This window comes from Rubricella aquisinus, from assembly GCF_014199445.1.
Taxonomy (GTDB): domain Bacteria; phylum Pseudomonadota; class Alphaproteobacteria; order Rhodobacterales; family Rhodobacteraceae; genus Rubricella; species Rubricella aquisinus.
The window spans coordinates 258,512-272,064 of record NZ_JACIJS010000005.1; the positions used below are offsets into that span (position 1 = coordinate 258,512).

Annotated in this window: 15 protein-coding genes; 4 read left to right on the forward strand and 11 right to left on the reverse strand. The window is 62.9% G+C overall.

Annotated elements, in window-relative coordinates; all coding sequences use genetic code 11:
• Window position 1 precedes the first annotated feature (1 nt).
• Both ruvA and ruvC read right to left on the reverse strand, forming a co-directional pair.
• Window positions 2-679 carry a Holliday junction branch migration protein RuvA gene (gene ruvA / locus FHS89_RS09910; RefSeq protein ID WP_184011131.1) on the reverse strand — a complete coding sequence of 226 codons (678 nt, stop codon included), beginning with the start codon at window positions 677-679 and terminating at the stop codon, window positions 2-4.
• Window positions 676-1,182: a crossover junction endodeoxyribonuclease RuvC gene (gene ruvC, locus FHS89_RS09915; RefSeq protein ID WP_184011133.1), complete on the reverse strand. Its 507-nt coding sequence runs from the start codon at window positions 1,180-1,182 to the stop codon at window positions 676-678. The genes ruvA and ruvC overlap by 4 nt, the downstream gene beginning before the upstream one ends.
• A gap of 224 nt (window positions 1,183-1,406) precedes the next feature.
• Here ruvC and FHS89_RS09920 point away from each other — a divergent pair, with 224 nt between their 5' ends.
• Window positions 1,407-1,637 (forward strand): DUF1127 domain-containing protein, encoded by a 231-nt coding sequence (locus FHS89_RS09920; protein ID WP_246413743.1) that lies wholly within the window; start codon window positions 1,407-1,409, stop codon window positions 1,635-1,637.
• 73 nt (window positions 1,638-1,710) lie between these two features.
• Here FHS89_RS09920 and FHS89_RS09925 read toward each other — a convergent pair whose 3' ends face one another.
• The 5 genes from FHS89_RS09925 to FHS89_RS09945 form a co-directional block, all read right to left on the reverse strand.
• Window positions 1,711-2,580, reverse strand: coding sequence for a 50S ribosomal protein L11 methyltransferase (locus tag FHS89_RS09925; protein ID WP_184011135.1), 870 nt, complete (start codon window positions 2,578-2,580; stop codon window positions 1,711-1,713).
• 60 nt (window positions 2,581-2,640) lie between these two features.
• Window positions 2,641-3,492, reverse strand: a complete 852-nt coding sequence (locus FHS89_RS09930) for an isocitrate lyase/PEP mutase family protein (RefSeq protein ID WP_343051417.1) — start codon at window positions 3,490-3,492, stop codon at window positions 2,641-2,643.
• A complete protein-coding gene (msrA, locus tag FHS89_RS09935) occupies window positions 3,485-4,135 on the reverse strand; it encodes a peptide-methionine (S)-S-oxide reductase MsrA (protein ID WP_221229378.1) in 651 nt (216 codons plus the stop codon). The genes FHS89_RS09930 and msrA overlap by 8 nt, the downstream gene beginning before the upstream one ends.
• Before the next feature lie 63 nt (window positions 4,136-4,198).
• A complete protein-coding gene (locus FHS89_RS09940; protein WP_184011139.1) occupies window positions 4,199-5,548 on the reverse strand; it encodes an MATE family efflux transporter in 1,350 nt (449 codons plus the stop codon).
• A 47-nt stretch (window positions 5,549-5,595) separates the two neighbouring features.
• Window positions 5,596-6,852: an MFS transporter gene (locus FHS89_RS09945; protein ID WP_184011141.1), complete on the reverse strand. Its 1,257-nt coding sequence runs from the start codon at window positions 6,850-6,852 to the stop codon at window positions 5,596-5,598.
• 121 nt (window positions 6,853-6,973) lie between these two features.
• Between FHS89_RS09945 and FHS89_RS09950 the strand changes: the two genes are divergently transcribed.
• Complete coding sequence (locus tag FHS89_RS09950) at window positions 6,974-8,035, forward strand: dipeptidase (protein ID WP_184011143.1); 1,062 nt, start codon at window positions 6,974-6,976, stop codon at window positions 8,033-8,035.
• Window positions 8,036-8,314: 279 nt separating this feature from the next.
• Here FHS89_RS09950 and rpsD read toward each other — a convergent pair whose 3' ends face one another.
• Window positions 8,315-8,935 (reverse strand): 30S ribosomal protein S4, encoded by a 621-nt coding sequence (gene rpsD, locus FHS89_RS09955; RefSeq protein ID WP_184011145.1) that lies wholly within the window; start codon window positions 8,933-8,935, stop codon window positions 8,315-8,317.
• Between the two features lie 384 nt (window positions 8,936-9,319).
• On the opposite strand from rpsD, the gene FHS89_RS09960 reads away from it, so the two are divergent.
• Window positions 9,320-10,309, forward strand: coding sequence for a Hint domain-containing protein (locus FHS89_RS09960; protein ID WP_184011147.1), 990 nt, complete (start codon window positions 9,320-9,322; stop codon window positions 10,307-10,309).
• 41 nt (window positions 10,310-10,350) lie between these two features.
• Window positions 10,351-11,112: a 23S rRNA (adenine(2030)-N(6))-methyltransferase RlmJ gene (gene rlmJ / locus FHS89_RS09965; protein ID WP_184011149.1), complete on the forward strand. Its 762-nt coding sequence runs from the start codon at window positions 10,351-10,353 to the stop codon at window positions 11,110-11,112.
• On the opposite strand, the gene FHS89_RS09970 is transcribed toward rlmJ, so the two are convergent.
• The 3 genes from FHS89_RS09970 to FHS89_RS09980 are packed head-to-tail and all read right to left on the reverse strand — an operon-like array spanning window position 11,109 to window position 13,541.
• Window positions 11,109-11,792: an ABC transporter ATP-binding protein gene (locus FHS89_RS09970; RefSeq protein ID WP_184011151.1), complete on the reverse strand. Its 684-nt coding sequence runs from the start codon at window positions 11,790-11,792 to the stop codon at window positions 11,109-11,111. The two genes, rlmJ and FHS89_RS09970, sit on opposite strands and share 4 nt — an antisense overlap.
• Entirely contained in the window at window positions 11,785-13,065 is a 1,281-nt protein-coding gene (locus tag FHS89_RS09975; RefSeq protein ID WP_184011153.1) for a lipoprotein-releasing ABC transporter permease subunit, read from the reverse strand. The genes FHS89_RS09970 and FHS89_RS09975 overlap by 8 nt, the downstream gene beginning before the upstream one ends.
• The gene (locus tag FHS89_RS09980) at window positions 13,062-13,541 is read right to left on the reverse strand and encodes a DUF2937 family protein (protein WP_184011155.1); all 480 of its coding nucleotides are present in this window, start codon (window positions 13,539-13,541) and stop codon (window positions 13,062-13,064) included. Before FHS89_RS09980 ends, FHS89_RS09975 begins: the two co-directional genes overlap by 4 nt.
• Window positions 13,542-13,553 lie beyond the last annotated feature (12 nt).

Below are 13,553 nucleotides of genomic sequence, written 5' to 3' on the forward strand. Positions count from 1 at the left end.
TTTACCCCTTCGGCGCGAGACGGCGCAGGGCAAGCCGGATCAGCGTGCCGGTGTCTGACGCTTCATCGCCCACTTCGGCAATCGCCATCGCGGCCTCTCCCTGACCATAGCCAAGGTTGACCAGCGCGCTCAGCGCCTCCGCCCGTGTATTGGCGCTGCCCTCGGGCGCTGTTGCGGGGCTGGTGTCGATCACCTCATCCACCGGGGCGGAGGATGGGCCAACCGCAACGCCCGGCATCGCGGGTTTCGCGCCCACAGCCCCAAGCGCCATAATGGCGGGCGCTTTGTCCTTGAGTTCATTCACGACGCGCGCGGCAATCTTCGGCCCGATGCCCGGTGCCGCCTTGATCGCGGCTGCATCCCCGAGCGTGATCGCGCGGCCCGCGCCCTCCGGCCCCAATGTGCCAAGGATCGCCATCGCGGCCTTTGCCCCCACACCCTGAACGGAGGTGAGCAAGCGGTGCCAATCCCGCTCTGCCAAGGTGAGGAAGCCGTAAAGCTGCCACTGATCCTCTCGCACCACCAATTCGGTGAAGAGTGCCACGGCACCGCCCTCCTCCGGCATCTGTGCGAGCGTGCGGTCCGAGCAGTGCACGGTGTAGCCAACCCCACCCGGTGTTTCGATCAGCACATGATCCGCCTGTCGGTACGCAAGCCGCCCGGAGATTTTGCCGATCATACGCCCGCCCTCGCAATCGCCGCGTCAAGCCGCCCGGAGAATCGCGCGTGATGCGCGTGACACAGCGCGATGGCCAGCGCATCGGCGGCGTCTGGCCCCGCGATCTCCACCCCGGGAAGCTGCATCCGCACCATGTGATCCACCTGCTGTTTTGCCGCGTGACCGACGCCGACGACGACCTTCTTCACGGCGTTGGGCGCGTATTCGGCAACACTCAGCCCCCGCTCCGCCGGGACAAGCAGAGCGATGGCCCGCGCCTGTCCCAGTTTGAGCGTGCCAGCGGCATCTTTGTTCACGAAAGTATGCTCAACGGCGGCGGTGCTGGGGCCATGATCGGCCAGAATCCGGTGCAATTGGCGGTGCAGGGACAGCAAACGCTCCGCCAGATCGTCGCCAGTCGATTGACACACACCATTGGCGACATGGGTGATCCGGTTGCCCGCGACGTCAATCACGCCCCAGCCCATCCGCCTTAGTCCCGGATCAATCCCCAACACACGCATTTTTTTCCTGCTCTATGGTTTCGAAATCGTTAGCACGAAGCGTGAACAAAGCCTAGTCCCGAATGGGGATGATCTGGAAACGACCCCTTACGCCTACGTCCGCGACATCACCGGCGAGCTATGCATTTCATGCACTTAGCTACGGCAATTTTAGCATTTGTAAGTGGGGTTTGGCGCGTCTAGGTGCGGTTCACTTTTCTGGCTCACATATAAGGAAACCTGCCATGACCATGATCCACCACTCTCCGTCCACCGGCGTCTCTGTCGCGCTGATTGCAACCCGGATCATGGACGGTGTCATGACCCCCATCCGCGCAATGCGCGCATGGCAGGCCGAAACCGAAACCGTGAATGACCTGAGCCGCCTGTCCACCCGCGAGTTGGCCGATCTTGGCCTGATCCGCGGTGATCTTCAGCCGGTGGCCAAGGCGATGACCCGCCGCGCCGCGCGCTAGGCGTTCACGCGCAAATCTCCCCATCGGGAGTGCCAGAACAGGGGCTGCCTTCGGGCGGCCCCTTTGCGTTTGGCTAGAGACGGCGCAGGGTAAACGTAACCCACGCGTCGATATAGCGGCGGTCCACCACCTCAAATCCCCATGCGCGGAACATCGCCTCAACGCCTGGTCCCTGACGGCGCAAGATGCCTGACAGGATCACAATGGCCCCGGGTGCAGTATGCGCGGCGATCTGTGGGGCAAGCCGTTTCAGCGGCCCGGCGAGGATATTGGCAAACACCAGATCATAGGGCGCGCGCGCGATCAGATCGGGATGGCGAAAGCCCGGTGCGGTCACGCAGCGCACATCCGCGCCATAGCCGTTGAACACCGTGTTGGCCCGCGCGGTCATCGTCGCCACCGGATCAATATCAGAGGCAATCGCCCGGCACGGCATGGACGCCACCGCTGCCATCGCCAGCACCGCCGTGCCCGCGCCAATATCCGCGACGTTGCGCGCGACAAACCCTTTTTGCAGCAGCTTATCGAGCGACAGAAGGCAGCCTTGCGTCGTGCCGTGATGCCCGGTGCCAAAGGCCATCGCGGCCTCAATCTCCAACCCGATCTTGTTCGCTGGGATCGTGTCCCGGTCATGACTGCCATAGACCACGAACCGCCCCGCCGGAACCGGGGTCAATTCGCGGCGCACCTGTGCGACCCAATCCACATCATCCAGTTTTGAGACGGCAAAGGGGCGCGCCCCATGCATCGCTTCCAAAAGGGCAAGGCCCGCAAGGTCCGGCTTATCGGTGAAATAGCCGCCGACCTCCCATGTGCCGGAGCCATCCTCAACCTCGAACACGCCCACGCCTGTCGGCTCTGGTTCCATGTTTTCGAGGGCAAGGCCCAGCGCCTCCGCTTCGGCTTTGTCTCGCAGGGTCGTGAGGGCGGTCCAGGTGGTCATGGCGGGGCCTTTCGTTGGGATCAGGCTCCGATACGGAAAACCATGGCCATGCGCAAGGGATCAGCGCGTGTGGCCTGCGGGGTCCGCCATCAGCGCCTCAATCTCTGCCCCCGGCATCGCATCGGCGGCATAGTCAAACGTGCCCGCGTCGGGCACCTCGAGTGCCGCGCGCCGCAATGCGCCCCATGCCGCGCGCGCGAACGACCCGCCAACACTGATCCGCGCGGCCCCGGCTTCCGCCAACGCAGCAACGCTGTAGCGCGGCCCGGTCAGGCCCATCAGGATGTTCACGGGCTTGTCCACCTCCGCGCAGACCATGCGGATCGCGTCAAGGTCAGGCAAACCCGGTGCATAAAGCACATCCGCCCCGGCATCGGCAAAGGCTTGCAAGCGGCGGATCGTCTCCGCCACTGTGACATCGGTATAAAGATGCCCTTCGGCACGCGCGGTGAGTACAAAGCGAAGGTCGCGCGCGGCCTCCGCCGCTGCGGCGACGCGCGCGACCGCCTCCTCAAACGGATAGATCGGATCATCGGGATCACCGGTCGCGTCCTCAATGGAGCCGCCGACAAGCCCGATACCGGCGGCTTGCCGGATCGTCTCCGCGCAATCTTGGGGCGCAGGACCAAAGCCGCCTTCCAGATCGGCAGACACGGGCAGGTCCGTTGCCGCAACGATCGCGGCTGCGTTGTCGAGGATTTCCGCCCGGCTCAGGGCTGCCATCGAATCCCGCTTGCCCACCGCAAACGCATAGCCCGCGCTGGTGGTCGCAATGGCGGGGAAATCCAGACTGGCCAGCAACCGGGCAGAGCCCGCGTCCCACGCATTCGGCATCAGGAACGCAGCACCCCGCACATGAAGCGCGCGAAAGGCGTCGGCCTTCGCGCGCTTTAGGGTAGCCGGATCAGGCACCTGTGCCAATGGGGCAGGTCACGCCGGTGCCCCCAATGCCGCAATAGCCGCCCGGATTTTTGGCGAGGTATTGCTGGTGATAATCCTCCGCAAAGAAGAATTCGGGCGCATCCACAATCTCCGTCGTGATCACGCCATACCCTGCCTCACGCAGGCGCGGGGCGAAGGCGGCCTTGCTGGCCTCGGCGGCGGCTTTCTGCTCTGCATTCATGACATAGATGCCGGAGCGGTATTGCGTGCCGCGATCATTGCCCTGCCGCATCCCTTGGGTCGGGTCGTGCCCTTCCCAGAACACCTGCAACAAGGCGTCATAGCTGATCTTTGTCGGATCATAGACGACGAAAACCACTTCGTTATGGCCGGTTTGACCCGTGCAGACCTCATGATAGGTCGCGTTCGGTGTATAGCCGCCCGCATAGCCCACGGCAGTGACATAAACGCCATCAAGCTTCCAGAACATCCGCTCCACGCCCCAGAAACAGCCCATGCCGAACATGGCTGTCTCCAACCCCTCGGGATACGGCCCTTTGAGGGGGCGGCCATTGAGGAAATGCGCGTCTGCCGTCGGGATCGGCTCTGCCCGGCCCGGCAATGCGGCCTCGGGTGTGATCATCTCGGATTTGTTGCGGCCCAGTCCAAACAGCATGATGGCTCCTCCTGCATCTGTTGGATCAGAGGTAAGCCGCCTACCGCGTCAGGACAAGGGTCAGGCCGGTTGCGCCACCGGGACTGACAAAGAGTTGACATAGCGCCAGCCGATCACCGTCGCGATGGTGCCGACGATCACCCCGGCCAGCGCCTGACCGTAGACCACGCCCGGCGCGTCGAAGCCTTGGGCCAAGAGCCACGCGCAAGGAAAGATCACGATCGCATCCCGCATCCAGTTCAGCCCGGTGGACCATAAGGGTCGGTTGAGGTTGTTGAATGCCGCATTCGCGACGAACAGCGCGCCCGTGAACACGAACACGCCCGCCGCGATCTGGGTAAAGGCGCGGGTCACATCGGCCCCGATCCCCTCAAGCTGGAAGGCGGCGACGATCAGGTCCGTGCCGATGAACATCAATCCCCAAGTGAGCAGCGTGTAGATCGTGCAAAACAAGAGCGCATCGCGATAGGTGGAGCGCACCCGGTCCAGCGCGGCGGCCCCGTAATTCTGCCCGATGATCCCGCCAATGGCGCCCGAGAGCGCGAAGATGCCGCCAAAGGCCACCACCGTCAGGCGCGACACGACGGACCATCCGGCCACCGCACTGTCGCCATAGCCCGCGATCATCGCAGTCAGGATCGAATTGCCCACGGGCGTGGACATCTGCGTGGCAATAGCTGGCCCTGCGATCTTGGCGAAGGGGCGCGCGACACGGGTGACGCAAGCAATGCGGGGCCGCGCGGCAAGCTGGTGCACCCGCACCACATACCAGATGCCCAGAAAACCCGTGATGCTCCGGCTCACCGCCACGCCAATCGCCGCCCCATCCACGCCAAGGCCAAGCCCATACTGCCCGCCAAGGTCAAATCCAAAGAGCGTGTTCACATCCAAAATCAGAAACGGGTCGAGCACGATGGCAATCGCGCCTGCCGCGAGTGTTACTTGCATCGACCGCCGCGCATCTCCTGCCGCGCGCAGGATCGCCCCGCCCATCATCCCCAGCGCCATGATCGGCAGCGACGGCACGGACAAAAGGAGGAAGCGGGAGCCGACGACCTTCGCCTCACCACTTGCCCCGATCAGGCTCAGGATCGGATCGCGAAACACGATAACCACAGCCGCCACAGCCGCCTGAACGGTAAAGGCAATGATGAGCGCGCCAGTGGCGTCAAGCCGCGCATCCTCCCACCGGTTCTGCCCGATGGCGCGCGCAACCAGCGCCGTGCCTGCAATCGCCAACCCGATCCCGGCGGAGATGGTGAAAAACTGGATCACCCAGGCAAAGCCAACCGCCGCCATCAGGGTCTGATCGCCAAGCTGGCTCACCCAAAACAGCGTCGCTGCATCCACCAGAAACATGAAGGTCAGCCCGACCGAACCGGTCAGGGTCATCACGACGACATGGCGCATGGTAGAACCGGTGGTGAAACGCGCCTGCCGCGCCGGGGTCGCCACGCTTATTCCGCCGCGACCGGACGAATGGCGCGGGCGAAAATCGTCTCATTCCCCGGCTCGGGATGGCGCGGGATCAGGCGCGACAGCCCAAAAGACACCGCCGCCATCCCTGCCGCAAGCCAAAACACCATGCCCGGCGACACGATCCACAGATACCCAAGCGAGGCCGGCAAAAACACCGCAGCAATATGATTGATCGTGAAGGCCACCGCCGCCGTGGGCGCGATATCCGCTGGATCCGCGATCTTCTGGAAATAGGTTTTCAGCGCAAAGGCCAGCGCGAAAAACAGATGGTCCAACACATAAAGCGCACAGGCAATAACGAGCCCCCACGCCGCCAATCCCCAATCCAGAAAATAGAGCGCGCCATAGGCCAGAAACACGCAGATCAGCCCGGAATATTCCACGCCCAGCGCCGTCCGCTCCCCGAATTTGCCGACAAACCGGCCCATGAGCGGCGCAAACACCATATTCGCGAGGTAGTTGATGAGGAACAGAGCCGTGACCTCATGCACCTTCATCCCGAACTTTTCGACCATCATGAAGGCCGCGAACACGACAAAGATTTGCCGCCGCGCGCCGGACATGAATTGCAACGCGTAATAGAGCCAGTACCGCTTGCGCAGCACCATCTTTTTGGTCTGGGGGTTCGGGCTTTCAAATTGCGGAAACAGCAGGAACGCGGCCACCGCAATCACCACCGTCGCGCCGCCACCCGCGATATAGACCGCGTTATAGGACCACTCAAACGCCTGCCACCCGATCACCAACGTGCCGTAAGCCAGCAGGGACGCGCCCGACCCGACGGCGACGATATTGCCCAGCATCTGCGGCGCGCGCGCCTTATCAAGCCATTGCAGTTGTAGCGATTGGTTGACCGTCTCGTAATAGTGAAACCCGATGGAACTGAGCACGGTGGTGAACAGCAATCCCTGAAAGGTCGGAAATTGCGCGGTCAGCGCCACCCCGATGCCCAAAGTAGCCAGCGCGATCAGCGCCAGCACCTGCTCGCGGATAAGGATGATGAGCAGGATCACGCCGATCGCGAGAAACCCCGGAATTTCCCGAAACGTCTGCAACCACCCGATATCAGAGCCGTCAAACTGCGCCGCCTCAATGACGAAATTGTTCAAAAGCGCATTCCATGTGGAAAACGCGAGCGGCATCGCGGCGGCCATCACAACCAGCAAAGCAACCGGTTGGCGCCACACGGGCAGGCGCTTGGCCGCTTCTACGGATATGGGCGTAAAATAGGACATGCGGGTTCCTTACGCCTGTTTCAGGGGCTTGGCGAGTCTTCGGGTGGTGTGAGCATCGTTTCCTTGACGGAACCGATCCTCCGGCGCACCGTCCATTTTCGAAGGATAAAGGAGCATCCCCATGCCGCACACGACGCCGCTCATTTTTGATGGCCATAACGACATTCTCAGCCGCCTTGTCGATCGCCCCCGCGCGGAGGCGCTGGAGGCGTTGCGCAACGGCAACGGAAGCGGCCATCTCGATTTGCCCCGGATGAAGGCGGGCGGCTTTGGCGGTGGGATGTTCGCGATCTATATCAGCAATCCGCCCGAGGTTGGCTTCGATATGGAGGCGATGCTTCAGCCGAGTTATGACATCCCGCACCCGCCCGAAGTGCCCCATGCCCGCGCCCTGCCCCGCGCCTTGGCCGAAGCCTCGCTGCTGATCGACATGGACCGCGCGGGCCTCCTGCGCATCTGTACCAGCGCTGCGGGGATTGAGGCCGCGATGACCGATGGGCAGATCGCCGCCGTAATGCATATCGAAGGGGCGGAGATGATCGACCCCGATTTCCATGCGCTTGACGTGTTCCATGCCGCTGGTCTACGCTCCCTCGGGCCGGTCTGGTCCCGGCCCAACATGTTCGGCACGGGCGCACCGTTCCGCTTTCCCTCGGACGGCGATACCGGGCCAGGCCTGACGGAGGCTGGGAAAGATCTGATCCGCGCCTGCCTTGCGCGCGGCATTGCGGTGGATACCGCGCATATGAACATGAAGGAGTTTTTCGATGTGGTCGCTCTCAGCGACAAGCCGATCATCAACAGCCACTCCAATGCGGTCAGCGTCACCCGCCATGCGCGCAACTTGACGGACGACCAATTGCGGGTGATCGGGGAAAGCGGTGGGCTGGTCGGCCTGAATTTCGCCACGGCCTTCCTGCGCGATGATGGGCAAATGCGCGCCCAAACCCCCATTGAGACGATGATCCGCCATCTTGACCATATGATCGCGCAGGCAGGCGAGGATTGCGTTGGCCTTGGCTCTGATTTCGACGGCGCGGTGGTGCCAGATGGGATCGGGGATGTCGCGGGCCTGCCTGCCCTGCGGGACGCGATGCAAAACGCGGGCTATGGGGCCGACCTTATTACCAAACTCTGCCATGGCAACTGGGTAAGGGTTTTGCGCGCCACATGGGGCGCCTGACCGTCCCGCGATTCGGCCGTGGGTCAAGGTCCGAGGAACGAGTGGCCTTGACGCGCGGGCGAATCGTGACACCCACAATCGAGCAGGTGATTTGAGGAACAGACCTGTTCCTCAAACACCTCATGACAGGCGAAGCCCCAGCGCCGCAGGCGCTGCACGGCCCAAGGGGTGCCGCCTCATCTTTGATGAGGCGGCGACGTGCGGGAGCGCCCCCTTGCAGATGCAAACAGGGCGCCCCGATGGGACGCCCTGCCGTAGGTTGTGGTGACCCAAAAAGGATCAGTTCTTCGCGTAGAATTCGACCACGAGGTTCGGTTCCATCTGTGCAGCATAGGGCACATCGGACAGCGCAGGCGTGCGCGTGAATTTCGCGGTCAGCTTGGAGTGATCCACTTCCAGATATTCCGGCACGTCACGCTCGGAGCTTTGCACGGCTTCCAGCACGAGACCCATCTGGCGGGACTTCTCACGCACTTCGATCACGTCGCCTTCGGACACACGATAAGAGGGGATGTTCACCCGCTTGCCGTTCACCAACACATGGCCGTGGTTCACGAACTGACGCGCGGCAAAAATGGTCGGCACGAATTTCGCGCGGTACACGACCGCGTCAAGGCGGCGCTCCAACAGGCCGATCAGCGCTTCACCCGTGTCACCCCGGCGACGCTCTGCTTCGGTATAGATGCGGCGGAACTGCTTTTCGGTCAGGTCGCCATAATAGCCCTTGAGCTTCTGCTTGGCGCGCAGCTGGATACCGAAATCGGAAAGCTTCTGCTTGCGGCGCTGGCCGTGCTGGCCGGGGCCGTATTCGCGGCGGTTCACCGGGGATTTCGGGCGGCCCCAGATGTTTTCGCCCATGCGGCGGTCGAGTTTATACTTCGCGGCGGTACGCTTGGTCATTGTGTGTCGTCCTTGATCGTCTTCATAAATAAAACCGGCGTTTTCCTTTCCACGAGGGCCAGTGCCCCAGTGGCGACAGGGCTCCCCTTGCGGGGACCACAAACACCAAAAACCCACTGCCCAACAGCAGCGGTGCGCGCGATAGACACGGAATCGCCCCAACTGTCAAGAACATGGCGAGAAATTCGCCCGCCCCTCAACCCAAGGGCGATCCACACCCCGCTCACTCTACAATGACAGGCGCGACATCGTCCTTTTTGACACGATTTGCGAGATTTCAACACCTTATGCCCGCATACGGGCTTAATTCCTCCTTAAAGTCGCGGTAATAATGCGGCGCGGCGGCGGGCGTCCCGCCAGTGATGGATAAAGGCAGGTCACACGATGAGTGTTGATGGCGTAAGAAATCTTCAGGTTATCGAGGACGGGACCAAAAACACCGGCACGATGTTCGATGGTGAACAGGTTTATCCTGACAGTCTCTCTCCTGGGGCACAGGTCTGGGTTGCCACCACATTCGTGGGCGGCGGGGGCGGCTATACGTTCGAGATGCTGAATTGCGGCATCTGGTTCTTCACCGGGTCAGAAGCCTATTACGACAGCTTGGACGGGGATGGAAATCCGGGCGTCATCACCCCCGGAGATCAGCAAACCACCGAAACCTTCACTGCCACTTACACCGAGAACGGCACCGTCAAGACGACGACGCTGACTGTGGAAGTGATCGGGACCACGGATGTCTGCTTTACCCGTGGCACGCTGATCGGCACGCCCTCTGGCCCGAAACCGATTGAAGAGTTGAAGAAGGGCGATCTGGTGATCACCCGCGACAACGGCCTGCAACCCATTCGCTGGGTCGACAGCACGCTTGCCAGCGCAAGCGATGGCAAGGCGCTGAGCCGCCGCGCGCCCGTGCTGATCCGCGCCCATGCGCTTGGCCCCAACACGCCGCAGCGGGACACGATGGTGTCACCCCTGCACCGCGTGGTCGTACAGGGGCCAGAAGCGCAGATGCTGTTCGATCAGGATGAAGTGCTGGTCTGCGCCAAATTCCTCGTCAATGGCACGACGATTGTGCCGGTGCGTGGCATGCGGGAGGTGGAATATTTCCACATCCTCTTTGACACCCATCAGGTGATCTATGCCGATGGGATGCTGTCCGAAAGTTTCCATCCCGGGCAAGTGGGCCTCGACGCGATGGAGCCATATATGCGCGCCGAAATCCTTGAGCTGTTTCCGCAGCTTCAGCATGACGAGCAATGCTACGGCCCGGCGGCGCGGTTTTCCCTCAGGCAGTTTGAGGGGGAGGCGCTGGCGCGTGAATTGTTCGGCCCGCCGATCCCGGCCTCCCAGCATATCGAGGCGCGGGTCTGATCCGGCTGGCCCTTCCGCGCCGGTCGCGGTAAGGCAGAGGCATGCTATCCTATCAACACGCCTATCACGCCGGAAACCCGGCTGACCTTCATAAACACGCGACCCTTGCGGCGCTGTTGGCGCTGATGACGCGCAAGCCGCGCGCGATCACCGTGATGGAGACGCATTCGGGGCGCGGGCTTTATGATCTTTCGGGCGATGAGGCGCGCAAAACCGGTGAGGCGGCGGAGGGGATCGCCCGGCTTGACCCCACATCGCACCCCCTGTGGCAGGCGATCGCGGCGATCAGGACCGCCCATGGGGACGCGGCCTATCCCGGCTCCCCTTTGGTCACGCAAGCAGCACTGCGCCCGCAGGACCGGCATATCCTGATGGAGTTGCACCCGCAGGAACACCGCGCCCTGTCCACCGCCCTGCGCGGCACCTCCGCCGAGATACACAAACGCGACGGATATGAGGGAGTGTTGGCCCTTTCTCCGCCGAAACCGCGGCGCGGGCTGGTGCTGATTGATCCGTCCTATGAGGTGAAAAGCGAATATGAGGGGGTCGCCGAGTTTACCCATCGGCTTGTCGCCAAATGGCCCGAGGCGGTGGTGATGATCTGGTATCCGATCCTCCCCGCCGCGCGGCATGTCGCGATGGTCGAGGGGCTGAAATTGCCCAAAACGGTCGATGAGGTCGCGTTCGATCTGAAAGGCGGCAAGGGGATGATCGGCAGCGGGCTGGTTCTGATCAACGCGCCCTATGGCAGCGATCAGGTGCTGCGCGATACCCGCGCGCTTTGCCGGGGCATCCTGCGTTAAGCCGGCACGATCCGCCCGGCATCAAGCCGCATCACCCGGTCCATCCGATGTGCCAATTCGATGTTATGGGTCGCGATCAGCGCCGACAGCCCCGTATCGCGCACCAATGCCATCAGCATGTCAAACACCTGATCCGATGTGCCAGGATCAAGGTTCCCGGTCGGCTCATCCGCAAGCAGGAGGTCCGGCGCGTTGGCGAGTGCGCGGCACACCGCGACCCGCTGCGCCTCCCCGCCCGACAATTCGGCAGGGCGGTGGCTGGCGCGCGCCGCCAATCCAACCGAGGACAGCAGATCCAGCGCGCGCGCCTTTGCCGCCGCGTCGCTGACCCCCGCCGCGCGCTGGGGCAGCACGATATTCTCCAGCGCGGAAAACTCCGGCAGCAGGTGGTGAAACTGGTAGACGAACCCGACGCGATCGCGCCGGACTTGCGTGCGCGCCCGGTCCTTCAGCCCCGCAACGGGCTGCCCGGAAATCATCATCTCCCCCGCATCGAACCGGTCCAGCAGCCCCGCGATATGCAACAGCGTCGATTTGCCGGACCCGGAGGGCGCGATCAGCCCCACGATCTCCCCCCGCTGCAACGTCAGGTCCACACCATGGAGCACCTGCACCGCGTTGGGTTTGCCGATATTGTAGGTTTTCTCGATCCCCTTGAGGGTCAGCACGGCGTCATTCATAGCGCAGCGCCTCCACCGGATCGAGGCGCGCGGCCCGCCGCGCCGGGAAGATCGTAACGACGAACGACAGGCCCAGCGACAGACCTACGGCCTTTGCCACATCCTCCCATCGCAACTCCGCCGGAAGTGCCGACAGGAACCTGACAGACGGGTCCCAAACCCCGCCGCCCAACAGCCAATTCACGAACCCGAACACCGGGTCGATATAGATGGCGAACAGCGATCCGGCGACGACCCCGATGATCGTGCCCGCCACACCAATGCTCGCCCCGCAGATGAAGAACACGCGCAGGATCGACCCTTCGCTCAGGCCCATCGTGCGCAATACGCCCACATCGCGGCCCTTGTTCTTGACCAGCATGATCAGCCCGGAGGTGATGTTCATCGTCGCGATCAGCACTAGGATGGACAGGATGACGAACATGATATTGTCCTCCATCTCCAGCGCGCGCAGAAAGCCGCCCGAACTGTCCCGCCATGTCCATGTGAAATAGTCTGGCCCGGTCGCGTCTAGGATCGGCGCGATCATTGCGGCCACGTCATCGGGGCGTGTGACCAGCACCTCAATCTCATCCACCGTGTCTTGATGGTTGAAGAAGGTCTGCGCCTCCGAGAGAGGCATATAGAGCCTCGTGCGATCAATGTCATAGCGCCCCACGGCAAAGATATAGACCACCTCGAAATGCGAAATGCGCGGCGTGGTGCCAAATGGCCCCTGCACCCCGTTGGGGGAGATCATGGTGACCTTGTCCCCCACGCCGACATTCAATTCCCGCGCGACGCCCTGCCCGATGGCGACGCCGTCGGCAAGGCGAGCGATGTCCCCACGCGCGCGCTCTGGCTCTGCCAAGAGGGGGATGGTCTGCACATCCGCCGGGCGCTGGCCGAACACTTCCACCCCGCTGTTGCGCCCATTGGCGGCGAGCATGACCTGACCGCGCACCATGGGGGCCGCGCGGGTCACGCCCTCGACCGCTTGCAGCCGCTCCGCCACGCCGTCGAAATCCCGGATCGCGCGGGTGGGGCGGCCAAATTCGTCATTATAGGTTTGCGCGTAAACCGTGACATGCGCATTCGCGCCAAGGATCACGCCGGTAAATTCGGATCGAAAGCCGGACCGCACCGCCAGCGTCGCGATCAGCGCGAATACCGCAAGTGCTATGCCGATCAGCGATATCCACGTCATCACGCTCACGCCCCCCTCGGACCGGCGCGCGCGCAGATAGCGCCATGCGATCAGCCATTCAAAACCTGAGAAAGGGCGCGGTGTCATGCGTGTCTCCGTCTGCGAAAGGGCAGTGTCAGCAGGCTAAATAATCCCCAGCCTGCCACAAACCCACCCCCGGCAAATCCAAGGCCCGTGGGCGTGACCGGAACGGCCGGTTGGAACGCCGCCCATGTGCGCGCGGCGATATCGGTATCCATGCGGGTGGGCAAAAGGGCAAGGCGGCGCGCGGTGCCACCCTGCAAAACCGCCAAATCCGCCTTGAGCGCATCATAGCGTGCAAGGGTTTGGGCCATATCCCGCCCATGCTGATCAAGAAACGCGCTGCCCTGCAATTCGGCAAGCGCCTCGGCGCGGGTCACACCCGCTGCGGAGGCCGCCCCGTCAAACAGGATCGCGATCCCCGCAAGCTCATCCACCGCACCGCCCAGACGCTGCACATATTGCTGCGCGTATTCAGGATATTGCGCGAAGCTCACCGCCCCGGTGAGCCCCATCGCCATGGCAAGGCTGCGGATCAACATGACCGCAGCCTA